The sequence below is a fragment of the Corallincola holothuriorum genome (genome assembly GCF_003336225.1).
Lineage (GTDB): Bacteria > Pseudomonadota > Gammaproteobacteria > Enterobacterales > Neiellaceae > Corallincola > Corallincola holothuriorum.
On record NZ_QPID01000003.1, the window covers coordinates 224,432 to 249,339 of the forward strand.

At 49.1% G+C, this 24,908-nt stretch carries 19 protein-coding genes; 7 read left to right on the top strand and 12 right to left on the bottom strand.

Annotated elements, in window-relative coordinates:
• Positions 1 to 342 precede the first annotated feature (342 nt).
• Entirely contained in the window at positions 343 to 936 is a 594-nt protein-coding gene (gene rsmD, locus DU002_RS06530) for a 16S rRNA (guanine(966)-N(2))-methyltransferase RsmD (RefSeq protein WP_114337569.1), read from the top strand.
• Positions 936 to 1,232: a DUF1145 domain-containing protein gene (locus DU002_RS06535; protein ID WP_114337570.1), complete on the top strand. Its 297-nt coding sequence runs from the start codon at positions 936 to 938 to the stop codon at positions 1,230 to 1,232. Before rsmD ends, DU002_RS06535 begins: the two co-directional genes overlap by 1 nt.
• A gap of 41 nt (positions 1,233 to 1,273) precedes the next feature.
• Here DU002_RS06535 and DU002_RS06540 read toward each other — a convergent pair whose 3' ends face one another.
• From DU002_RS06540 to DU002_RS06580, 9 genes are all read right to left on the bottom strand, one after another.
• Positions 1,274 to 3,121, bottom strand: coding sequence for a putative bifunctional diguanylate cyclase/phosphodiesterase (locus DU002_RS06540; protein WP_114337571.1), 1,848 nt, complete (start codon positions 3,119 to 3,121; stop codon positions 1,274 to 1,276).
• Positions 3,122 to 7,615, bottom strand: coding sequence for a hybrid sensor histidine kinase/response regulator (locus DU002_RS06545; RefSeq protein WP_158537988.1), 4,494 nt, complete (start codon positions 7,613 to 7,615; stop codon positions 3,122 to 3,124). It abuts the gene before it with no gap.
• Between the two features lie 30 nt (positions 7,616 to 7,645).
• The gene (locus DU002_RS06550) at positions 7,646 to 9,742 is read right to left on the bottom strand and encodes a S8 family peptidase (protein ID WP_114337573.1); all 2,097 of its coding nucleotides are present in this window, start codon (positions 9,740 to 9,742) and stop codon (positions 7,646 to 7,648) included.
• Between the two features lie 303 nt (positions 9,743 to 10,045).
• Positions 10,046 to 13,141, bottom strand: coding sequence for an efflux RND transporter permease subunit (locus DU002_RS06555; protein ID WP_114337574.1), 3,096 nt, complete (start codon positions 13,139 to 13,141; stop codon positions 10,046 to 10,048).
• Entirely contained in the window at positions 13,138 to 14,211 is a 1,074-nt protein-coding gene (locus DU002_RS06560) for an efflux RND transporter periplasmic adaptor subunit (protein WP_114337575.1), read from the bottom strand. Before DU002_RS06560 ends, DU002_RS06555 begins: the two co-directional genes overlap by 4 nt.
• A 112-nt stretch (positions 14,212 to 14,323) precedes the next feature.
• A complete protein-coding gene (locus DU002_RS06565; protein ID WP_114337576.1) occupies positions 14,324 to 14,902 on the bottom strand; it encodes a YjaG family protein in 579 nt (192 codons plus the stop codon).
• 3 nt (positions 14,903 to 14,905) lie between these two features.
• A complete protein-coding gene (locus tag DU002_RS06570) occupies positions 14,906 to 15,217 on the bottom strand; it encodes a putative signal transducing protein (protein ID WP_114337577.1) in 312 nt (103 codons plus the stop codon).
• Complete coding sequence (locus DU002_RS06575; RefSeq protein WP_114337578.1) at positions 15,214 to 15,816, bottom strand: YhgN family NAAT transporter; 603 nt, start codon at positions 15,814 to 15,816, stop codon at positions 15,214 to 15,216. Before DU002_RS06575 ends, DU002_RS06570 begins: the two co-directional genes overlap by 4 nt.
• 130 nt (positions 15,817 to 15,946) lie before the next feature.
• The gene (locus tag DU002_RS06580) at positions 15,947 to 16,189 is read right to left on the bottom strand and encodes a YecH family metal-binding protein (protein ID WP_114337579.1); all 243 of its coding nucleotides are present in this window, start codon (positions 16,187 to 16,189) and stop codon (positions 15,947 to 15,949) included.
• 185 nt (positions 16,190 to 16,374) lie between these two features.
• On the opposite strand from DU002_RS06580, the gene DU002_RS06585 reads away from it, so the two are divergent.
• The 3 genes from DU002_RS06585 to DU002_RS06595 all read left to right on the top strand — a co-directional run bounded on the left by DU002_RS06585 (position 16,375) and on the right by DU002_RS06595 (position 19,757).
• Positions 16,375 to 18,135: a DUF885 domain-containing protein gene (locus tag DU002_RS06585; RefSeq protein ID WP_114337580.1), complete on the top strand. Its 1,761-nt coding sequence runs from the start codon at positions 16,375 to 16,377 to the stop codon at positions 18,133 to 18,135.
• Positions 18,135 to 19,013, top strand: a complete 879-nt coding sequence (locus DU002_RS06590; RefSeq protein WP_114337581.1) for an endonuclease/exonuclease/phosphatase family protein — start codon at positions 18,135 to 18,137, stop codon at positions 19,011 to 19,013. Before DU002_RS06585 ends, DU002_RS06590 begins: the two co-directional genes overlap by 1 nt.
• A 129-nt stretch (positions 19,014 to 19,142) precedes the next feature.
• Positions 19,143 to 19,757 (top strand): glutathione S-transferase family protein, encoded by a 615-nt coding sequence (locus DU002_RS06595; protein WP_158537989.1) that lies wholly within the window; start codon positions 19,143 to 19,145, stop codon positions 19,755 to 19,757.
• 17 nt (positions 19,758 to 19,774) lie between these two features.
• Here the strand turns inward: DU002_RS06595 and DU002_RS06600 are convergent, their stop codons facing one another.
• Positions 19,775 to 20,278, bottom strand: coding sequence for a GNAT family N-acetyltransferase (locus DU002_RS06600; RefSeq protein ID WP_114337583.1), 504 nt, complete (start codon positions 20,276 to 20,278; stop codon positions 19,775 to 19,777).
• Positions 20,268 to 21,158 (bottom strand): aspartoacylase, encoded by an 891-nt coding sequence (locus DU002_RS06605; RefSeq protein WP_114337584.1) that lies wholly within the window; start codon positions 21,156 to 21,158, stop codon positions 20,268 to 20,270. The genes DU002_RS06600 and DU002_RS06605 overlap by 11 nt, the downstream gene beginning before the upstream one ends.
• A 341-nt stretch (positions 21,159 to 21,499) precedes the next feature.
• Between DU002_RS06605 and msrA the strand changes: the two genes are divergently transcribed.
• Complete coding sequence (msrA, locus tag DU002_RS06610) at positions 21,500 to 22,045, top strand: peptide-methionine (S)-S-oxide reductase MsrA (RefSeq protein ID WP_114337585.1); 546 nt, start codon at positions 21,500 to 21,502, stop codon at positions 22,043 to 22,045.
• Between the two features lie 73 nt (positions 22,046 to 22,118).
• Here msrA and DU002_RS06615 read toward each other — a convergent pair whose 3' ends face one another.
• Complete coding sequence (locus tag DU002_RS06615) at positions 22,119 to 22,586, bottom strand: DUF2780 domain-containing protein (protein ID WP_114337586.1); 468 nt, start codon at positions 22,584 to 22,586, stop codon at positions 22,119 to 22,121.
• A 139-nt stretch (positions 22,587 to 22,725) separates the two neighbouring features.
• Here DU002_RS06615 and DU002_RS06620 point away from each other — a divergent pair, with 139 nt between their 5' ends.
• Complete coding sequence (locus tag DU002_RS06620) at positions 22,726 to 24,855, top strand: alpha-amylase (protein WP_114337587.1); 2,130 nt, start codon at positions 22,726 to 22,728, stop codon at positions 24,853 to 24,855.
• Positions 24,856 to 24,908: the final 53 nt, after the last annotated feature.

The window sequence follows — 24,908 nt, forward strand, 5'->3', positions numbered from 1 at the left end:
CGTGGCTTCGCTTTCGTCCGCAATTATTCCGCTAGCTTCTGCGGCTGTAGCTTTGTCTGCCAATTCGGTGGTGACAGGCTCCGACGCCTCGGTTTGTTCGGGGGCCGCTATCTCTTGTTCGGCCGCAGCCGCAGCCGCATCTGCTGTCTCTGTTTTAGCTTTCTCTTTACCAAACCAGGACAAAAAGCCTTTTTTCTTCTCTGCCATGTTCAAACCGTAGTAATTACTCTGATAATGCCGGGATCTAGCGACGGGTTGCACGTTACACTGGCGTTACGCCGTGTTCGCACTAAAATGCGCCGAGATATTAACATAATTTAACTTTATATAGGGTGGTCAGCGATGGCGAAACAAGCAAATCGTGCGCCCACAGGGCAAATACGGATTATTGGTGGTCAATGGCGTGGCCGTCGCTTACCTGTGCTATCGGGGGATGGGCTACGACCGACTACTGATAGGGTGAAAGAAACCCTGTTTAACTGGCTGATGCATGATGTCAGAGATGCGCGTTGTTTGGATCTGTTTGCCGGCAGTGGTGGACTTGGATTTGAGAGTTTGTCGCGCCATGCTCAATATACTTTGTTGATTGAAAAAGCGAAGCCGGTGGCGCTGCAACTGGAAAAAAATTTAGCGACATTAAAAGCCACCAGCGGTGAAGTGAAATGTGCTGATGCATTGACGCTACTGGCGCAAAAGCCACCGCAGCCGTTTGATATTATCTTTATCGATCCGCCATTTCGTCAGGGGCTACTGCATGATCTCTTTGCGCTGATTGAAACAAATGGTTGGCTGGCGAAAGATGGCATGGTTTATCTCGAAACTGAGCAGGAGTTGGTACTTCCTCCTTTGCCGCAGGCCTGGCGTTTGTACCGGGAGAAAACCGCTGGCCAGGTGGCCTATCGATTGTTTCAGAATCAAGATGAAGGATCTGTTTGATGTATAAAGTGATGCTGCCGTTGGGTTATCTCGTCATGTTGGGCGTTTGGGCGGTGTTTTTCAGTAACTTCTGGCAACCTTTTGCTGGAAACCTGTGTCTGGTGATGAAGCTGGTCATGGGTCTGGTGATTATGATGCACCTCATTCAACTGGCCGTTTTTAAGGGGATTTTAGGGAGCCAGTTAAAACTTAGCGGTGCTGCAATCGTCGATATTATGCTGTTTGGCGTGTTTGCTTTGTGGCGTCGCTGGAACCAATTGTCTGCAGATAAGCCAGTTAAGGCTTCTTTTGATTAAGTCAGTGAGAGCCTAAATAACTCACTGACTTATTTAAAACACTAGTTACTAGTTGCCGTTGCCAGTTTTTTCGCTGCTGGCAGCGCGTCAAACCCAGCCAGTAGAGTTTCTGTGGCAAACTTGGCGGGCATCGGTTTGGCGTAAAAGAAGCCCTGCAGGCGGTGACAGCCAGCCTTACTCAATTTTTCAGTTTGGGTGGTGGTTTCAACCCCCTCCGCGATCACTTCCATTTTCAGCGTGGTGGACATGGCGATAATTGCTTTTACGATCGCCATATCTTCGTTGTTGCAATCAATTTCGTTGACGAAAGAGCGGTCGATTTTTACCTGATCGATCGGTAAGCGACGCAAGTAGCTTAGCGATGAGTAACCCGTGCCGAAGTCGTCAATAGAGATAGACGTGCCCATCTCCTTGAGTTGGGTTAGGCGTTCAGTATTGAGCTCGATATCGCTCATGACAATGCTTTCTGTCATCTCTAGCTCGAGCAAAGATGCGGGTAGGTCCGCTTCCCTTAATGCTGTTTTTATCCGTTCTACCAGATTGGTTTTCTTGAAGTTAAGCGCTGAGACGTTAACCGCGACGGGGCAGGTGATCCCCATGTTTAACCATTCGCTGGCTTGGTGGCAGGCTTTGTGTAATACCCAATTATCAATATCGACAATCAGTCCAGATTCTTCTGCCAGCGGGATGAATTCGGCCGGGGAGACGATACCGTGTTTCGGGTGATCCCAACGCACCAGCGCTTCGACGCCGATAAATTTCCGCTGTTGCACATCTACTTTCGGCTGGTAAGCGACTCTGAGTTCATTGTTGTCGATAGCTTTGCGTAACTCGTTTTCCATCCGCAACCGCTGCAATGCTCTGGCGTTCATTTCACCGCTATAGAACTGGAATCGACCTCGCCCTTTGGCTTTGGCGTTATACATTGCCGTGTCAGCATTTTTTAGCAGCGAGTCGATTTCGTCGCCATCATCGGGGTAGATAGCGATGCCGATACTGGGGGTTACTACCACCTCATAGCTGTCCACCACCATCGGCTGAGAGATACTTTCAATCACGCGGCTGGCGACGCGAGCGACATCTTCGTTTTGTGCCACTTGCGTCAAGCAGATAGTGAATTCATCGCCACCAAGGCGCGCCAGCGACATATCTTCTAATCTATCTACGCCGCGCGTCAGCAGATCACCGGGACGTAGGCGGGTTTTTAGTTGTTCAGCGACGCGATTCAGCAGTTTATCGCCGAAGGCGTGACCTAGGGTATCGTTAAAGCGTTTGAACTGGTCGAGATCGATAAATAGCAGTGCGGCCTTCAATCCTTCACGCTTGGCTTGCGCAATACTACGCTGCAAATCTTCGTTGAACATCTGGCGGTTCGGTAGGCCAGTCAAGTTATCGAAGTAAGCCAATACTCGCAGGCGCTCTTCGTTCTGTTTGAGGTGCTCTTCGTTACGCTTTAGTCGTTCCTCATTGCGTTTTAGATCGCGGAAGGCGCGACTGGCGCGCAGCATATAACGCACCCGCTGGCCAAGGATCTGCCAGGTAATCGGCTTGGCCAAGAAATCGGTTGCACCACTTTCATAGGCGCGATTGATTGAGCTGAGATCATCTGAAGAGGTCACCATCACCACTGGTACATCAGCGCCCAACGGTGATTGACGGATAACTTCACAGACCTCATAGCCGGAAAAATGAGGCATGCTAACGTCTAGCAGCACCAGATCAGGGGAGTGCTGTTTATACATCTCCAGGGCTTGTTTGCCATCGGCCGCCTCAATGACTGTGATAACTTCACGTTCCAGCGTTTCCCGCATCATCAAACGAATGGTGATGTCATCGTCGCACACCAGTACAACGGGTTTCTCTGTTAGTGGTGCGGGTACAGCATGCATTTAAGGCGTCCTAATTACGTCACTGAGAGCATCGATAGCTTGAAGATAACATTCCTCTAATCCTACCAGTAACGCTTTACAGGAGGCTAGATCCCCGTCACGGGCTGTCAGCTCTATTTGATGACTGAGCTGTTTTAGGCGTTTAGCGCCAACATTGGAGCTGAGCGATTTGATGGCATGGGCACAAGCCGCTATCTGTTGGCGGTCACGGTTATTCAGTGCTTGTTTTAATTCGCTCAGCTTGTTGGCAACCTCTTCTTTAAAGGCACTAAAGACACGGTTGAGGATATCGCTACCTGTTTCCTGCTGGATCTGACGGATATTATTAATCGCTGCCATATCAACAACGTCGTCACTGTCATTTTGCTGTACTGCACCAGCGGGTGCGGCAGACATTATCTGTTCGTGGCTATGTAATTCCGCAGGCAAAAACTCTTCTAGTGCATCATAGAGCTGGCGCAGTGTGAGTGGCTTAGTCAGATAGCCATTCATGCCACCCTGCAAACAGCGCTGGCGTTCGGTGTCCATCATCCCCGCGGTCACTACCAGAATGGGGGTTGCAGGCTTGTTGGTTTCAACTTCGAATTGCCGGATCTGCTTTGCTGCTTCATATCCATTCAGTCGGGGCATCTGCCAATCCATCAGTACCAGATCGACGGGGTGTTGTTTGAACGTGCTGACCGCTTCTCTGCCGTCGGCAGCAATGAACACCTGGCAGCCCATCATTTCAAGCATTGCGCGCAGCACTTCCTGATTGGCGAACGTGTCTTCCGCGACCATGATCGATGCGTTAAAGCGATTCATTACATCGCTGTTGTCTCGGAAGCTGGTCATTCCCTGCTGGCCGGGGATAGGTTGATTGGTCGCGATACTTAAGGCGATATGCAGTGTGCGACCGTCAATTGGTTTAGTCAGACGTTGGCAGTGCCTCAGTTCATCACTCAGCTGTTCGGTAGCGATTGGCGTGAGTAAGATTAAGCGGCGCTGTGTTTGCGTCGGTAGGCTAGAGAGCATCTGGATCTCTTCCCGCCTTAGCAGCTGAATATCAGCAATGACACAGTTTTCACTGCCCGGTTCGAGCAGAGCGGCGAGCAGCGGCGTTTCACCTACTGGGCGAGCGTGGATGCCGAGTAGTGCTAACTGGCTACTGACCATCGCCTCGACACCGGGTGAACACAGCGCGGTACGGACGTCACCTCTGATGGCTAAATAGTTACCTGAGGTTGGTCCGTTATTGACGTTAACCAGGGGCATTAAGATGCTAAAGCAGCTGCCTTGATCTGGTGTTGACTCGACAAACAGCTCACCTTTCATCAATTCCACCAGCTGCTTACAGATCGACAGACCCAAACCTGTGCCCCCAAAGCGGCGGGTGGTAGAGACATCGGCCTGAGAAAATGCGTCAAAAACGTGATCTAGTGCTTCAGACGTCATACCGATGCCACTGTCTTTAACGCTGATGCGTATCCCTTCGAGCTCCTGAGTGAGCACGACGTCGACTTCCCCCTCCTGAGTAAACTTCACTGCGTTGCTGACTAAGTTGGCAAGGATCTGGCGTAATCGGTTGGCATCGCCAATGACTAGCTCAGGTAAGCGGTGGTCGACAATATAGTTAATCTCAAGCCCTTTACGTTGTGCCTGATCCGCAAACAGGTAGCAGGTCTCAGAGACCAGCTGTTTAATATCAAACTGCAATTGTTCAAGTTCAACTTTACCCGCCTCAATTTTTGAGTAATCGAGCAGGTTGTTAATTAACCCCAATAGCATCTCGCCGGATCTATGGGTGGTGATCGCGAAACGTCGCTGCTGTTCGCTAAGGGGGGACCGCAATAACAGCTCTGTCATCCCCAACACACTATTCATCGGTGTGCGGATCTCATGACTAATGTTGGCTAAGAATGCGGTTTTTGATTGATTGGCTTCTTCTGCTCTTTCTTTAGCGTCATTTAACTCTTCAACGGTATGCCCCAGCTGCTGGTTGAGTTGCACCAAATCGTCGGTGCGAGCGGCAACTTCCCTCTCTAGCGCTTGTTTTTGCTCATAAGCGAGGCGTGTTTTCGCCCGTTGCTTCTGCCAGAAATGCCACACTATAAAACCAAGCATCAAGGCATATAAGGTATATGCCCACCAGGTTCGCCATGGTGGAGGTGTGATGGTGATGTCTAGGGTCATGGGGGGGCCGTCCCAGACGTTAGGGGAAAGAGCGGCTTGAACGATTAAAGAATAATGGCCTGGAGCTAGGTTGGTGAATGTCGCTCGATTCTGATCGCCGATCTCTACCCAGTCATTGTCAAATGGTTCTAATCTATATCGATATGTTACTCTTTTGGGGCTCGCAAACTCTAACGCAGAGAATTCGAAAGAGAGCAGATAATCCATATAGTTAAATGTAATATTTTTTAAGTTGTGAGTAGCGACGTTGAACTCTTGTTTACGATTCAGTCTGTAAACATTGGTTAAAACAATCCCTGGCGCTCGTTTTTGTGCTGTCAACTGAGTTGGATGGAATCTATTATATCCTTTGTTTCCACCGAACATGAGTTCGCCATTCGAGGTTTTAAATCCTGCACCAAAGTTAAAATCATTATCCTGTAAACCATGAGAACGACTGAAATTATTCCTATGTAAAGTAAAAGGATCTATTTGTGTTAATCCTTTATTACTGCTTAGCCAAAGTTGATGCGAGTCATCAAAAACTGCAGAATAAAATTTATAACCATTTAAATCCAAATTGGAACTTATTTCCTTGTAGCCATCTATTCCTAGTTTTCTTGATTCTGGAGGCCAAACTAATATTGAGTTTTCGAAAACAATCCACAGGTTGGCATCATTGTCTTCGACTATCTCTGTAACGAATCCTCTAGAGCTATTCGATGAGCTCTCAATTAAAAACCGAGTGAAATCTTTAGTTTCAGGGTTGTACCTATTTAATCCGCTATCAGTGCCTATCCACAGTTCGCCACTGCTATCTTCGTATATCTCTAATACCTTGTTGCTATTTAAAGACTGGTCTTCTAGCTCGTCATGCTGGAAACGTTGAAAGGTAAGACCATCTTCATTGAGGGCATTTAGACCACCACCGAATGTACCAATCCAAATTTTTTCATTACTGTCTATGAAAATTCTAGTGATGGCATTACTACTTATTGAATTATCGTCTGATGGTGAATTTTCAAACTGTTTAACCTTTCCTGATAATAGGTCTATTTTTTCTAGTCCTTTAGAGCGTGTCCCGAGCCATAGAACATCACCTTGTCCTTTAAGACACATGATTCTTAATGTGTTTTCTTTATTTGGGCTAATAAAATCATACGGCTTAGGATATTTTTCTCCTTTTGGATGTCGAGCTAGTCCATCATATGTCCCAATCCAAATGTCATTATTTGTTTCTGCAAAACTAAATACGATATTATTAGATAGACCTCTATTAGTATCTGTAGTTTCAAAGTTGTTTTTAACGCCAACATAAACACCAGAAAAAGTACCTACCCACATAATCCCTGTATGATCTTGATATATATTTAAGATCATGTTTCCAGATAAACTGTTATTTTGAGTAGGATATGGCGCTATTGCGTCGATTTCTTCATCATAGACAGCTAATCCTCGTTCCGTTCCAATCCAAACAGTCCCATTAAGATCTTCAAACAATACGCGTATCAACCCGTCTGAGCTAAGTCGACTTGTATTGACTAATTTAAATTTACCATCTTGAGCTAGAGTATAAATTTGATGGTTTTCGCTTCCGATCCAAATTATTCCATTCTTATCTTCTAATAGTGCGGTTACTTTTATTGGTGTATCTATTCCGTTGATTTTTCCTAAGAGAGGAAAGTGTTTAATATGACCACTGTTTGGTGAATATCTTACTAGTCCATTGCCATCTGTTCCTAGCCATATATTTCCTTCGTGATCTTCAGTAATAGAGAGTAGGGTGTTTTCTGATACGAGTTGCTGTAATGCTATTGAACCGCAATCAGTGTATATTCTTTCTAATGTGCTGAAACAACTAAGTCCTCCGCCATCAAGACCCAGCCATATTTTTCCTGAGCTATCAAGGAATGTTCTCCATAAATATCGTGATTTACTATATTGAGGTAGAGGATATCTAGAGAATGTTTTTCCATCTTCGTTTATTAGATTTAATCCGTCAGCAAAAGTAGCTGCCCAAATATTTTCGCTTTCCGTTTCTTGTATTATATCAATAACATTATTTGCAGAGATTGAAGTGCCATCTTCTTTGATGTTTGTAAAGGTCTTTGCTTCATTCCCGTTTAATCTTATCAAGCCATTCTGGGTGGCGAGCCAAATAAATCCTTTTCTATCTTCCAATAGTTTTTTTATTGTTCTTTGAAATACTTTATCATTGAGCTCAGCTAGTGAAAATTGATAGCTTTCTGGTGAATTGGATAATACTGCTTTGTTTGTTAAACAAAGCAGTATGAAAATGAGGTATTGAAAAAATCGTCCAACATAATATTTTTCGTTATTCAACAATCTCATTTTTATTTTTCTCTTAGGTTGTTATTGATGTGGTACCCAATTTGAGCTAACAACATAGGAACGGTGACTATCATCTATACTGGCTTGATATAGATTACCAACCTGCCACTGGTTTGTTACCTGCCACTGGTTTGTTACCTGCCACTGGTTTGTTACTTGCCATTGGTTTGTTACCTGCCACTGGTTTGTTACCTGCCACTGGTTTGTTACCTGCCACTGGTTTGTTACTTGCCATTGGTTTGTTGCTTGCCAAAGTGGCAAGTCTGAACCGTTTATGCCAAACCGGCCTTGCTCGTCTTGAAAAGCTGGGCCTTGAAAGTGCTCGGTATCAGCTATATCTGCAGTTATATTCAAACCTTGATTCGCGCAATCTTGCGCTTCGCTTTCAATCGCATTTTTGGCATTTAGGTAACCAGCACCTTGCTGAAACACGCTATAAATCGGTTCGCCATTGTCATCTACAGCAAAAGCCGATGTCGCAATCAGCCGGCATTTTACGGTATCTGGCGTTAATGTGGGATCGGCACTTAGTAAAAGTGCGGCAATGCCCGATGTTACGCCGGCGGCTTGTGATGAGCCCGATACCATCAAATGATTGCCAAGCTGATATTGCGGGAATTGTTGTGACAGTGCTGTGATTGGTTCAACGATCCCCAACATATGTCCACCGGGTGCTACGGCTTCTGGTTTCACAAACGCTTCATGGGTCGGCCCTGCAGATGAGAAGCTAGCAAGAAAATCATCGGAGATATCATCGGGGGTATAGTTATCACTGACGGCGCCGACCGTCATCACATAAGGTACGTTACCTGGCACACCTATGGTCATCGCCTCTGGACCGTTGTTACCAGCCGCTGCCACAACGAAAATACCGGCTTGCCAGGCCTGCATCACCGCTTGGTTGATTGGATCGTCCCAATAGTAAGAGGAGGGGGGAGCACTGAATGATAGGTTGAGCACGCGTATGTTGTGCTCATCTTTATGGTCGATGACGAACTGAATCGCTCGAATAACATCCAGATAAGTGGCTTTGCCCTCGACATCAAACGCTTTAACAATAACCAAATCTGCATCGGGAGCCACACCATGGTACGCGCCGGTAAAGGCACCCTCGGCTGTACTTTCCAGGCTGCTGGCGATCATTGAAGCAATATGGGAGCCATGACCATTCTCATCTAATGCGCTGCCTTCGAGATCCTGAATGGCATCATAAGTGGCTAGAATACGGCTTTCCAGTTGGGTGTTTTGACCCAAACCGCTATTGGCTGACCAAATTCCCGAATCGATAACGGCAACAGTGACTCCGGCACCTGTATTGCCTTCGGAATGGACTTGGTCGGCATCAATAGGATGAGTGTAATAGCTGTTTTCGACACTGTTATCTAAGCCGTCATAGCCGGTAACTAATTTGGTTTCGCAACCTTCTGCAAACCCAGCTATCAGCTGGAAGTCGGATTGCTCAGCGATGTTGTATAGCGGTTCGTTATTGACGAAATTGAGTTGCAGGTTGACTTGACCATCGCTAGGGATTTGACGCGCCAGTGCGGTTGACAACATCTGCTCTGAGGTTTGCAATAAACTGCCACTTGGCATCTCGGCTTCATCCAGCTCCTCATATAACAGGTCACCAAAAGTGATACTGGTCAGTTGCCCATAGCTTTCCGGCCAATTGAAATCGATTTGCGACAGCGTAATTGGCTCGCTTCCCATATTGAACAATGACCAGCTGATATGGTCTTGCTCAATTTTCAGGATATGGTCGCCTGTGACACCACAACCCGTTACCGAGTCCAGTGTTGCAACGCCATTGGCCTGGATCCGTCTTACCAGACTGGATTGGCTCAGGGCGTTTATCTGTTGCTGCGTCAGTTCCGCACCCACTGCATTGATCACATCCAACTGGTGAGTGACTTTGCCGCCAAGATCAGTCACCAGTTTGGCGAGTTGTTCAGTGTCTTTCCCCTGGATCAGTACTTGACTGGTGGGGGCGGTAACGTCGACCGCTTGATGATTTTGGTACACCGCATATGTGCTAAATGCGGAGAAAACAAAAGTGGCTGATATAAACAGCATATTACGTAGTGAACGCTTTTTGCTGTTGGAACTGTGCTGCGTCATTTTTACTGCCTTTACAATGGTTAAGTGACTGGGTTATGTGTCCAGACTTCTGTTAATCCATTGTCAAACGGCCGGGCGAGCATCTCTTGTGTGAGTCATCCGACTGCCCGGCTGAACGACTGGTCACAAAATGTCCCGCATTATTATGCAAATGTTATGCAAAAGTAAATAACATGATGTTTTATAAGGAAAATCTTATTCTGGTTTTGTGAAATAATTGTGACAATCTTGGTTGGGGGAGAGGGTGACAAATAAAAGGCGGCTTAGCAAAGCTGGAGCCGCCTTCTTGTCGACAGGCATGAGTTAGGGTTTGTTTAACTCTTGTTCCAGGCGGTGGCTGATCGCATCTGGTGAGCTAGTGTGTTGGGCCAATAGTGCATACATCACAGGCACAATGAGCAGGGTAAACAGTGTGGCGATCAAAATGCCAGCGAGTACCACTACACCAATAACAAAGCGGGTTTCGCTACCGGCACCGGATGACAACACCAATGGCAGTGCACCAAAGGCGGTGGTTACCCCGGTCATTAGAATGGGACGCAGGCGCTGGCCGGATGCTTGCAGCAAGGCCTCATCAAAATTCATTCCTTGATCACGTAGCTGATTAGCAAACTCAACGATCAGGATGCCGTTCTTCGCGGCCAGCCCCACCAGCATGATGATACCTATCTGGCTATAGATATTGAGCGACTGGCCAAATAGATAGAGACCAATCAAGGCGCCCATCATGGCTAAAGGCACGGTCAACATAATGACAATGGGGTGAATATAGCTTTCGAACTGTGCTGCCAACACCAGAAAGACGACAATCAGTGCCAGCATAAACACAAAGTAGATCGAGGCTCCTGATTCTTGATAATCCTGGGATAGGCCTTTGTAGCTGATCACCGCATCACCGGGCAGCACCCGATAAGCCAGCTCATCCAGATAGCTCAGTGCTTCGCCTAAGGTGTAGCCGTCTGCCAGATTGGCTTCAATAGTGATTGAGCGCATACGGTTGTAGCGATTCAGGTTGCCAGCGTCAGCAAACTCTTCAATATTGACCAAACTAGATAGCGGGATCAGCTCTTTGCTGTAATCACTGCGCACATAGATATTGGTCATATCCGTTGGCGCGCTTTGATCTTCACGGTTACCTTCGAGGATCACATCATACTCTTCCCCACGATGTTGGAAGGTGGTGGCGATACGGCTACCCAACATGGTTTCCAATGTACGACCTATGGTTTCCACTGATACGCCTAAATCACCTGCGCGTTCGGTATCTATGCGTACCTGCAGCTGTGGCTTGGTCTCTTTGTAATCGTGGTCGATACCGATTAAGCCGGGGTTGTTTTTTGCTTCGTTGATGAGCAGATCACGCCAGCGAGCCAGTTCATCATAGTCGCTACCGCCAATCACAAACTGTACCGGTTTACCGGTACCGCCACCCAGTGCTTGGCGCATGACTGGAAAGGCGCGGATTCCAGCAAGATCACCTAACTTGCTTCGGGCTTCCCCCATCAGCTGCCAGGCGCTTTCCCTGTTGGCCCAATCTTCCAATACGATAATGGCAAAGCCACCAGAAAAATCTTGGGTTTGCCCCCATGCCCGTGGTGTGCGGATCAGCAGTCGTTTCACTGAGCCGCGTTCTACTAACGGCATCAGGCGCCGTTCTACTTCGTCCATGTAGCTCTGGCTGTAATCAAACGTTGCGCCTTCTGGTGCGCTAACAACAATGAAAAAAGCGCCGCGATCTTCTTTTGGAGTGAACTCCCCTGGTACCTGTTTAAGCAGCCAGGCACAGCTGATCAGCGCAGCGAGAATCAATACCAGGGTCAGGCTTGGTTTATGGATCGAGGTGCGCAGCGCGCTGATGTAGTTATCACGAAACTTATTCAGTGCTCTGTCTACCTGGCGAGTTAACCAGCCAGGCTGCTCGTGCGGCACAAGCAATTTTGAACACATCATCGGTGAAAGGCTGAGCGCCACTAAGCTGGAAAATGCCACGGCTGCACTCATGGTGACAGCGAACTCGGTAAATAGCTTGCCGAGATCGCCTTCGAGGAAGGTGATAGGCATGAATACCGAGATCAATACTAGCGTGGTGGCAATGACCGCAAAAGAGACCTGGCGTGCCCCGAGAAATGCTGCAACTAAAGGGGATTCCCCTAGTTCTATTCGACGATGGATGTTTTCCAGCATCACGATGGCATCATCTACCACCATACCAATGGCGAGGATCAAGGCTAACAAGGTCAACATATTAATGGTGTAACCGAGCAGATAAAGCACGATAAAGGTGCCCATCAATGACACCGGCACCGTCAGCGCCGGGATCAGCATGGCACGCGCGCTGCCGAGAAACAGATAGATAACGATCACGACCAGCGTAATGGCGATAAATAGGGTTTGATAAACCTCTTTCACTGACTGCTCGATAAAGACTGAGCTGTCGTAACTGTTGATCAGCTCCATCCCCTCCGGCAGGGTGCGGTCTACTTCGATAGCCATCGCGCGCGCCGCACGTGCTACCGACAGGGTATTGGCAGTGGATTGTTTGGTGATCCCGATACCCACCATGGGTACGCCGTTGCCACGGAATGATAGCCGCTCCTCGGAAGCGGCCAGTTCGACCTTGGCAACATCACTTAAACGCACGAGATAACCGTCGTCACCTTGAGTCAGTACCAGATCCTGAAACTGTTCTGCGGTATTAAAGGCGCGCTGCACACGCACGGTGAACTGGCGATCCACCGATTCGACACTACCGGCAGGTAGTTCGACGTTCTGTGAGCGCAGCGCATCTTCAACGTCGTTCACTGTCAGGCCTCGGGCAGCCAGCGCTGAGCGATCCAACCAGATGCGCATAGAGTAGTCACGGCCACCACCAACGCGGATGCGGGCAACGCCATCAATGGTGCTGAAGCGGTCGACTAAGTAACGTTGGGCATAGTCACTGAGCTCCAACAGATCCATTCGGTCGGACACAAGGTTAAGCCACATGATGGTGTCATCCCCCGCGCCGGCCTTACTAATTTCTGGCGGATCGGCTTCGTCAGGTAAGTTGTTCAAAACCCGGCTAACGCGCTCTCGAATGTCATTGGCTGCGGCGTCGATGTCGCGTTCGACAGTGAATTCAATGGTGATAGAGGAGCGTCCGTCTTTACTTTCGGAGCTGATATTTCTGATCCCCTCCACACCACTGATCCTATCTTCAATCAGCTTGGTGATACGGCGTTCAACCACTACCGCTGAAGCGCCCCTATATCGGGTTTCGACTGACACCACAGGGGCGTCAATGTTGGGGTATTCACGCAATGGCAGCTTGTCAAAGGCGACCAAGCCAAAGGCGATGAGTAGCAGGCTGATAACCGAAGCAAAGACCGGCCGTTTGACTGACAGATCGGTGAGGATCATGCCCCGCCTCCTTCACGCCATGTCTCTTCCTGGATGGTGACAGTGGCGCCGCTGCGTACCTTTAATACGCCTTGGGTTATTACTTGCTCGTCAATGCTAAGCCCTGCAACAACTTCAATGATTCCAGGCTTACGTAGACCTACTTCAATCTGTTTCTGACTGACCTTGTTCTCTGCGTCCACCACAAATACGAAATGCTTATCTTTTAATGCGATGATGGCAGCTTCAGGGATCACCAGTGATTGCCTTTGGTCATGGATCAACTCAAGTTTGAGCAGCATGCCGGGCTTCAGTTGCAAGTCTTGGTTCTTTAACTGTGCACGAACTGTGATAGCACGGGTGATCGGGTTCACCCGCGGATTGATCGTATCTACGTGGGCATCAAACACCTGGTCGGGATAAGCATCTGAGTAGGCGCGCACAATCGAGCCTTTGGTCAGCGATGTCATAAACCGTTCCGGAACGGTAAAGTCTAGTTTGATGGTGGCGAGATCATCCAAGGTTGTGATCACGGTTCCCGGCGTAATTAGGCCACCTTTACTGACCAGTCTGAAGCCGAGTTGGCCTGCAAATGGTGCGCGGATCTGGCGGTCATCGATCTTGGCCTGTTCGGCGGCGATGCGGGCTTTGGCGGCATCAATCAAGCTCTGAATACGGTCCAGTTCGGAACCGGCAATAGTGCGGTTTTTTACTAAGTCTGCAATCCGCCGATATTCACGTTCCTGTTCTGCCAGCGCGACTTCAGCGAGCTGCAGGTTGGCGACCTGCTCGGCATCACGGAGCTTAACTAATAGCTGGCCTTTTTTGACCTGATCCCCATCTTCAAAGTAGATCGCAGCAATGTTTTCGGTCTCGTTGGCGGTAATGACGACAGACTCATTCGCTTTTGCCGTGGCTAGCGCTTCAACTTTGTCTTCTAAAAGCACGGACTTGACTGGTGCCACGACAACGGCAACGGCTCCTCTGGCCTTCTTCGCTGCCACGGGTGCCATATTGAGTGACCACCAGCGATAACCAACGGCAGAGCCGATGGTGGCAACGATGATAAAAATAAATAAAACCCGTTTCATACCTACTCCATTGCTGGTTGCTGGGTTACTAATATGTAAAACAGCCAGCAGTTTGAAGATCTGACCTAGTGACTGGCAATCTTGCTATGGGCAATAATTGCAACGAAATGTTTCATTCCTCCTGGCTCAAGCCCAAGTTGGACTCCAGCGGGGTGAGAAATGCTTCCCGCAAGGCGGCGATAGTTTTTTGTGTCGGCGCTCTGTCGCTTAACCACTCAGCCAATTCACCTTGATATTCAAACTCAAACTGCATCAAAGGGTGGTTTTTCAGATCAACCTCTTCGCCTTCGCTGAGCTGAATGTATTGTTTTACGGTGTGGCGACTGAGACGGCTGATCTCCACCACTGCCGGACTACTGGGCTCGGCAAATTGGCAAAATAGCGTGTCCAGTGCGGTAGTGGCGTCGAGTGCGGGCCAAACACCATACATGTCGAATTGCTGAGGATCGGGGATCTGGTCAGCTAATTTTTCTTGCCACCGTTCGTGATTAAACTGGGTGGTTTTGCTGCGTAGGGCATCCCATACCGCATTCATACTGTTCCTGAGGATGTTGCCATCTCCCCATTCAACCGCATGACTGAATAATAGGTAGTTAGGTAGCATGCGTTCACTCAGACAAGCTGAGAAAGCCAGCTGTTGCCATGGTGTCAGCTCACGTAGTTGTTGGTTTAGTTGTGCTGTACTCGCCATGAATTACTCCGATTTCGGCTGGCCACACTGCCAGCAGAGTTCAAAATTGCTACCATTTTTCTCACCGCATTGGTGGCAGAACCATTCGGTCTTGCCGTTGCCCTCGTAGCGACTAAGCAAGCGCAGAGCATCTTGGTAATCTTTTTCTACGATGAACAGATCGACCTGTTGTACCGACAGTGGCAGTTCGCCCGCTGCCCCGGCGAGGTTTTCGCCTCTGAGCTGAATGTCGAAGCCTTCGGCTTGTAACATCCCCTTCAGCAAATTTGCCTCCAGTGCATTTGCTGCTTGGTATAGGCGCATTAATGCACTCATCCTGCTGCATCCATGTGGGCGAAGTAGGCAAAGATGCCATCCAGGAACATCTGCACCGAAATCATTACCAATAACATCCCCATTAGTCGTTCCATTGCTGTGAGGCCGCGTTCGCCAAGCATACGATGGAACAGGCCGGAAAACAGTAGAATCAAAGAACTGACTGTCCAGGCTCCGACCAGTGCCAGCGACCAATCGACCATGCGACTGGGATCTTGATGCGCCAATAGCAGTAAGGCTGCCAATATCGATGGGCCAGCGATTAAGGGAATAGCTAACGGAACGATAAACGGCTCTTCGCCAACAGCTAATCCCGTTACGCCTCCAGGCTGCGGAAAGATCATTTTCAACGCAATAAGAAACAGAATGATACCGCCGGCAATACTCACCGACTCTTGGGTCAATTGCAGAAAATCAAGAATGCTACTGCCAGCAAACAGAAATAGCATCATGATCACCAGAGAGATCACCAGCTCGCGTATCAGCACCACGCGTCGGCGTTTAGGCTCGATATTCTTCAATACCGAGAGAAAAATGGGCAGATTGCCCAAAGGATCCATGATTAGAAACAGCGTCACCGCTGCCGACAGCGTATCCATCGAAGGAAGCCTCTAAAAACGATTAAAAAGCAGGAGCTTGTAGGAGGTTCAGTATATCACAGGCGAGCCAGCTTACCCGCCTGTATGACAAGCGGAGATCGAGCTGTTTGTAAAGTTAGCAGGACTGGTGTTAGTGGTGTTGGCAGATCTTGGTTTCATCGACATTTAGCGCGCCGTCGTCACCTGCCACTTTGCCTCGTGCAACAAAGAAGGCTAGCAAGCTATCCAGATCCATATCGGACTCAGAGCAGGTGTGATAGATGGCGTCAGCGCCGAAGTTATTAATCACTAATTGTCTCAGCTCAGTGAGGGACTGATTGGGGGCGCTCGACAAGATCAGTTCCAGCACTTTGTGGCCATGTATTGAGGTCATATCGGTATTCCATATCTGCAATAGCAAACAGTATGGCGGTGTCGTTACTCAATGGTGTTGATTTCGCGCAATCCGCTAAAGGTTGATCGCCGTGGCGGGGAGTAACAAAGGTGTTGTTACGGTATAGTCATGGGCAATAAACAGGGCGGAAACGTCGTTTTTAGTTGAGAAAGAGAGCCAAAGTGATGCGTTTTTTAATTATATTGTGTGCATTGTGGTTTGCCGGTTGCAGTGACACTGGCGATGCGCCTGCACCAGAGCAGCAGGAGTTGCAGCAGTTATTGGCGCAGGTGTGGCAGTACCGACTTGAACAAGATCCCCTGCTAGCAAGCTATTCCGGTAGTGCTCTTGGTGCCGATCGTCTCCCCGATCTTTCCCCGCAAGCTTTGGCTGCGCACCGTACTAAGTTGACCGACTATTATGAGCAGTTCAATTTACTGGCTGAGTCGGCGGAACTGCAATCCGAGGATAGAATTAACCTGCGGTTGATGCAGTATGCCATCAAGAACGAGATCGATGAGCTACGTTTCAACGCACAGATGATGCCGTTGACCTCAGAGTATGGCTTTCATGCGGGCATTGCTCACCTTCCCTCTATGACCACAATGGACAGCGTGCAGGAGGTTGAGGACTATTTGGCTCGACTGGCTGAGATCCCCCGTTATTTTCAGCAGAATATTGATTGGATGCGCAAAGGGATAGCGACTGGGCGCACAGTGCCAAAGGCGGTGCTGACCGGATATGAAACCACTATTTCTGCATTTATTGTTGATGATCCGGTAGAGAGTGACTTCTACCAACCCCTGAAAACTTTGGATCTTGATCTTCCTGTCGAACAACTTACGGCTCTTAAACTGCGGGCAAGACAGTTGGTTAAAACGGCAGTCATGCCTGCCTATCGTGACTATTTGACGTTTTTTATGCAAGAGTATCAGCCCGCGACGCGTGACACCTTAGCCGTGAGCGCACTGGAAAATGGCGATCAGTACTACGCCAATCGTATCGGCTATTACACCACCACGAATATGGGGGCGGGAGAGATACACCAGTTGGGCTTGCAGGAGATGGCGCGTATTCGCAGTGAAATGGGTGAGGTGATGCGGGATGCCAACTTTTCTGGCTCGCTGGCTGAGTTCATCGAGTTTCTCCGCACTGATCCGCAGTTCTACGCCAAAACCCCGGAACAGTTGCTGCATTATGCCGCTTGGTTGGCAAAAAAGGCCGACGCGGCGTTGCCTGCGTTTTTTAATACCCTACCGCGTCGCACCTATGGTGTAGAGCCGGTACCTGCGAATATTGCGCCTAAATACACTACGGGTCGTTATGTTGGTCCCAGCGGTGATGATCGCCCCGGTTACTATTGGGTTAACACCCATGCTTTAGACAAGCGCCCGCTCTATGTATTAGAGGCTCTCACCCTGCATGAAGCGGTGCCAGGCCATCATCTGCAAAACGCTCTGGCTCTGGAGATGGAGCAGGTGCCTGAATTCAGACGTCATCTGTACCTCTCAGCCTTTGGTGAAGGGTGGGGTTTATACTCTGAATGGTTAGGGCAAGAGATGGGATTTTATCAGGATCCTTATACGCGTTTTGGCCGTCTTAGCTACGAGGCGTGGCGCGCCTGCCGTTTAGTCGTTGATACCGGGATCCATGCCATGGGTTGGAGTCGTGATCAGGCGATTGAATATATGGAAGTGAATACCGCCTTATCCAAGCACAATATCCGTACTGAAGTGGATCGCTATATCTCTTGGCCGGCGCAAGCACTCTCATACAAAATTGGTGAGTTAACGATAAAGCGGCTGCGTAAAGAGGCTGAACTGACATTGGGTGAGCGTTTTGATATTCGTACATTCCATGACGCTTTGCTTGCCAATGGTGCGGTTACCTTACAGCAGCTGGAACAACAGGTGGCTGCCTATATCTCCCTGCAGGGCGCTCAGTAGTGAGTGCGTTGCAAGCCATTATTAGTACTTTGATCCTCTGGGTGCTTAGTGGTTTGGCTAATATCGAGGTGCCGGAGGCGTTGAGTTACTGGCAGCCGGACCGACCGCACCAGGCGTTGAGTGATTGCGTCGAAGGCTTGCCGGAGCGGCAGTTATTGCAAGCCGCCGCTCCAATGCAGACCTCACGCAAAACCCTTGGCCCGCTGCTCCGCGTTGCGGTGTGGAATAGCTATAAATTGGAGCAACCCGGCTGGCAGCAGGAGTTGGCCGAACTAACCGCACAACGCGACCTGTTGCTACTTCAGGAGGTTGTTGCACGAGCTGAACTGGCTCCCATCCTTGGCGAAAGGCCGTCATTTCTGTTACAGGCTTTTACTTATAATCAGTTAGCCGCTGGCGTGATGACCAGTGCCGTGGTCAGCCCTAGCGCAGTTTGCGGGATGCGCACCGCAGAGCCTTGGATCGGCGTACCGAAATCACTACTAGCCAATCGTTATCCACTTCATGATGGCCAGTCGCTGCTGGTGGTGAATCTACATGGGATCAATTTTGTTTGGGAGCTCGAGGCATATCAGCAGCAGCTAAATCTACTTGCCGCCTTGGTTAAGCAGCATAGTGGCCCGGTGATCGTGGCTGGCGATTTCAATAGCTGGCGCCAGAAACGTATCGATCGTATCGGGCAGACCCTAAAACCGTTGCAGTTGCGGGCGGTGAGACCCATGCCAGATCGACGTACACGGATATTTGGTTTTGCTATTGATCAGCTTTGGCTTCGAGGCTTCGAGGTTGAGCAGGCAGCATCTTATGTCTCAGAGAGTTCCGACCATAACGGTTTGCTGGTCGAGCTTCGGTTAAAACAGGTGCCGTCCGCCCATTGATGAGCGCTGTGTTTGCTCTGGTTTATTAATCAATCCGTGTGATCTGCGGCTTTGATGGTTGGCAAACACTTGCAGTCATGATCAAGCTTGGTTAGCTTAGGGCTGTCATTGCCATCGGATGTGCAAGTTGTGACCCAAACAGACTCACTGCCTACTCTCTACTCGTTTGCTCGTTTTGATCGCTCAGCCCGTGTACGTTGGCTGTTGTATGAACTGGGCGTTTCATATCATGAAGTGGTACTGGATCACGCCAAAGGTGAACATCAACAACCACACTTCGTGGCACGCAATCCGTTTGCCCTGGTACCTGTATGGGAAGATGACGAGCTGGTGTTGCATGAGTCTGGCGCCATTATCTTGCACTTGTTGGCGAATACACCAGCCCATGAACTGTTGCCTAACGATAAGTTGGGGCGCAGCCGCTGCATGAGCTATTTGATGTTTGGACTAAGCACGTTAGATGCGGCTGTGAGCCAGGTATTTGTCACGAAAAACCAGGCGGGAACAGCTGTGGTAAAGCTTAAGCGTTTGCTGCAAGCGTTGGATACCGAGTTAGTCGGCCAAGACTATCTGGTAGGGCATAGCTTTACTGTCGCGGATATCGTAGTGGGGCAGTTGCTTGGTTTGTTAGATCGGCGAGATCAGCTCGCAGGCTTCGATAATCTTGAGTACTACTTAACCCGGTTAAAACAGCGCAGTGCGGCGGCAAAAGCAGAGGTTTTTACCGCCGATGTGAACGCTTGAGCGAAGGCTTTCAGCGGTTAATTCAGCTTTTTATCCCAGAACATTGCCTGACCCGCCTCTGGGTCTAGGGCGTATCCAGCAAAGCCGCAGCGCTGGTATAAGCGCTGCGCTACCTTGTTGCCTTCAAGCACTTCGAGTGTGACCTTGCAACAGCCATGCTCTCTGGCATGATTTTCCACTGCCGCCATTAAAGCTTGACCGATGCCTTGGCCACGCAAGCCTGGTGAAACGGCAAAATCGTGGATATTTATCAACTTGGCGCAAGCAAAAGTAGAAAAGCCAAAAAAGCAGTTTGCTAACCCTACATATTTGCCGTCTAGTTCAGCCAAAAATGTCACCGCTTGTGGCTCGTTGGCCAGTGAGTGGAGGAGATTTGCTCGTGTATGAGCAGTGATGGGGGCGCCACCACCCATGGGATCCATCGCATATTCGTTCAGAAGTTGCAGCAGTGCTTCGCCTTGCGTCGGATCGCGGTAATCGGCAATCACTACACGCAGTGATGAGTCTGGCTTATTCAACATCGATGACGACCTTTTCTAACAATGACATGGCGAGGTTATTGTCGTAATAAGCCGCTTCATTGATAAATGCCGGATAGACGGTGTCAGCGCCCTGATAGGTGATGGTTTCACCGGCGAAGGTCATAAACAAGGGGTCTCCCGGATGGAGCGGCTTGAAGTCGTTATCTTGCACATGATTGTGCACCATACCTAAACGCTGCCCGTTGGCGTCAACCGGTAACTTGATGCTTTCTAGATAACGATACCCTTCAACCTGTTGCGGCAGCGTGGGCAAAGTGCCTAAGTTGCAGTGTTCGATGAAATCGAGAATATGGCGGGTTAATTCGGCACTTTGTTCCAGCACATCTTGACGGATCACTGATTGTGGCACTGGGCCGACTTCAACGATGACACCATAGGTACCCACTGTGGCTAGCAGGTGATGCTGGGCTGCGGAGAGATGATCTTCATCTCTAAAGATTACCGCTTCTGGCATCTGCATTTTGACGTAAGCCGCTAGCTGCCGGTAGATCTTGCCTTGCTGGGTGAGGAGTAAGCAGGGTCCCATGTTGCTGGTGGTGGTATGCAGATCGATAACGAAATCGCACTTTGCATCACCTTTCGGGCCAAGTTCTGCGTCAATAATCTTGGCGCGGGACTGCTCATAGCCAACTAGATTGACGTCGTCCAGTTGGGCTCGGGTAAACTGGCGGTTGAGATCCTGATCGCAATAGCGTTTGTTTTGTTCATGTGCTTTCGGATTTGCCCACAAGGTCGACGTGGTAAAGCTGCTGCGCGTAACCTCTGCTGGCTGCTGTTGCCACTTTTTAACCAAATAGACACCGGTAAACTCATTACCATGGGTGCCACCGACAATCGTCACCTTGTTAATTTCACTCACTCACGCCACCTTTCACTCAAGCTCTTATGCTGGATGAGGCAGTCTAGCAAGGAGAGCGGTGGTCGCGAAGTGGTATGCAGTCACAATGGCTAAAAAAGTTGTAGGGTGACTCGGGTGATGCTGATTAAGGCGGACAACGGATTGTTGGCGGGTTACAGGAATGTGTTCCGTTCTCTATCACCTGCTGTCTATGTCGCGATCTTCAGTTAAACTTAATCCGTATCAGTTTGTTAACTATGGCGGCTCCCGTCAGGAATTTAATGATAAATCAGGTTTGTGTTGCCGTGTCTTTGGTGATGGCAACAACAACTTAAGCGCTAATATTTAAGGTGTAATACGTAATGACAGAGCAGAGTCAGGTTCCCTCATCAATCGCTACATTGGCAGGGGGCTGTTTTTGGTGCCTTGAGGCGGTCTTTACCGAACTAAAAGGGGTGAAGCTGGTGACGTCGGGTTATTCCGGTGGCAGCGTGAAGCATCCTAGCTATAAAGCCGTGTGCACCGGTGACACAGGCCATGCGGAAGTTGTACAGATTGTTTTTGATCCCGCAGTCATTAGTTACACGACACTGTTACAAGTGTTTTTTACCATCCATGATCCAACAACACTTAATCGTCAAGGTGAGGATATCGGCAGTCAGTATCGATCCGCCATTTTCTTTCATGATGACGAGCAGCAACAGTTAGCGGCGACAGAGATCCAGCAGCAAGCGGTTGAATGGGATGATCCTATCGTGACGGAGTTGGTGCCGTTGGCGGTATTTTATCCCGCAGAAGATTATCATCAGCAGTATTTTTCCATGCATGGCCACGAGCCTTACTGTTCTTTGGTTGTGGCGCCTAAAGTGGCGAAATTCAAACAAAGATTTGCATCAAGGCTGCGCTAGTACTGACGCAGAGATAGGGGCTAAACAAATAACGGCAGCGATCTTCGCTGCCGTTGTCATTTCTGCTAGGGGCTTAAAGCAGCGCCGATTTAAGGGACTGCATCAGTGCGTTCCCCCCTTCTGAATTAACAAAGTCGAGCAGTATTTTGCTGTATTGACCGACCATGCTTGAATCCAGTCCAAGGCTCTCGAAAGCCTGAGTGAGGGCGATGGTATCGCTGCCTGCACTATCACCAAGCATGTCGGTTGCCATTGATGCGAGGCCACCGCCACCACCTGCTGCGCCTTCCAGTGAAGGAGCTGCCGACAGCAGGCTACTCATATCAGGAATGACATCGGTCAGGGCGGCAAAATCATCACCGGACATTCCCTGTTGGGCAGAGGAGAGTAGGGCACCTAAACCACCGGTGGCTTGATCCTGACTGACGCCCAGCTGTTGCGTGATCATGCCAACCAGCGGGTTATCCGCTGCATGGCTTTGAAACACTGGTAATAGAATGAAAAGTGTAAATAAACTGATTTTTAATGTGCGTTTGAGCATGGAATGTCCTCCTTGGAAAATACGTTTTAAGCCTAGTACAGGAAAGGTTAACCACCTAACGTGATTTAGCTATAAGACTTTTTGATAAAAATTGCGTATAAAATCGGGTTTAATTTTTATTAGCTAACGGAACTCGCTTATGTTCGCTCCGAAAAAACTAGCGCTTGCGGCGCTTGTCACGTCGTTGCTGGTGCCTAGTGCCCAGGCGATTATAAAAACACCTATCTTCCTGCGTATCGCTGAACATGATTATGCAGCGGAGAATCGCGCTAAATTCAAAGGCAAAGGCAAGTACAAAGCAACGGTAGAGTTGGAGAAGGGTACTTACCATTTCCGCTTAGCGGATAAAGAGTTCTCCTGCGGAACGTCATTTGGTCCTGAAGCCGCCGAAAAGATCAAATTCAAAACCCCTGTGCCAGTGTCGGATTGTGCAACTGATACCGATTTTTCTATTCGCATTCTCTTCCCTGGTGAGTATGAGTTCACCTTAGACACTAAAGCTGACAGCGGCAATGCGATCAGCGTAATGCGTAAGCCGAAGAAAGTCGCTGTTGTGCGTAAGCCGCCTGCAGTTGATTGCGGAACCTGGGATGGCAATGCCGTCGAAGTTAATGTCAGTAGCGTTTTTAAAGACGGTGAACTGGTAAAAGATTTTTACTCAGGGCAAACCGCAGAGGTTGCGGGCGGTAAAGTCTCGATGCAACCTAGCAAGGAGAGCGGCGGCCTGCTGTTGCTTGAGCCTGCGAAAGCCAAGCCCAGCGACTTCGATTGGGATAATGCGTCTGTTTATTTCATCATGACAGACCGCTTTAATAATGGTGATACCAGCAACGACTACCCATTTAACCGGAAGAAAGACGGTAAGTTGGAGACTGGTACATTCCAGGGCGGTGACATCAAAGGCATCATCGAGAAGCTGGATTACATCCAGGAACTGGGTATGAACGCTATCTGGTTAACGCCGATTGTCGAACAGATCCACGGTTTTATCGGCGGTGGTGAGAAGGGCAGCTTCCCATTTTATGGCTATCACGGCTATTGGGCGTTGGATTTTACCCGTTTGGATCCAAACTTCGGCACCGATGAAGATCTTGAGCGCCTAGTGACGGAAGCACATAAACGCGGAATTCGCGTTGTCATCGATGTGGTAATGAACCATGCGGGTTATCCAACCCTAGATGATATGCAAACATTCGACATCAATGCGTTAGCGCCAAACGCACCAGTGCCAGATCAGTGGACTGATTGGGTGCCGGATGAGAAGAAGGGACAGAACTGGCATCGTTACAACAACTATATCCGCTGGGGTTCCAGCGAGTGGGCTGAGAAATGGTGGGGACCAGATTGGGTGCGCAGTGGTATGGCTGGGTACACCGCACCGGGTGGCGATGACATCACCATGAACTTGGCTGGCCTACCTGACTTTTTGACCGAAAGCGAAAAGCATGTCGGTTTGCCACCGATCCTGAAGAACAAGCCGGATACACGTGCAGTGGAGCGTGAAGGCTACACCGTGGTTGATTACCTGGTGGAATGGCATACCACCTGGGTTCGCAAGTATGGTATCGATGGCTTCCGCGCTGATACCGTGAAGCACGTTGAAGCTGAAGTCTGGACTAAGTTAAAAGACTCTGCGACCAAAGCCTTGGCTGAGTGGAAAGCTGAGAACCCGGATAAGGCGATTGATGACAAGCCGTTCTGGATGGTCGGTGAAGTTTGGCACCATGGCGCTTACAAGGATTTCTACTTCGACCACGGTATGGATAGCCTGATTAACTTTGATTACGCTGGTGAAATGCAGGCGGTGAAAGGTGCGCAGTGTATTAATCAGAATGAAGATCTGTATGCAACTTATGCGAAAGATATTAATACCGACCCAGACTTTAACCTGCTGACCTATATCTCTAGTCATGATACCAAGCTGTTCTTCCAACGTTATGAGAACCTGGAGCTGCAGAAAGGCGCCGCCAATGGCCTGCTATTGATGCCGGGTGGTGTTCAGATTTACTACGGCGATGAGAGCGGGCGTCCAGCGGGACCTATGAGTGACGCGTTTGATTCTCCGACCCGTTCATTTATGAACTGGGATCAGCTTAAGGGGGATCGCGCAGCGCTGGTGGCTCACTGGCAGAAGGTTGGTCAGTTCCGTAACAACCACGTGGCTGTGGGTGCGGGTGAGCATAAAATGCTCAGTGAACAGCCCTATGCGTTTAGCCGAGTTAAAGGTGATGACCGCGTTGTGGTTGTCTACGCAGGTGAGAAGAAATAACGCTTTGTTATGAGTTGTAAGAAACGTTAGTTAAAGGGGCTCATATGAGCCCC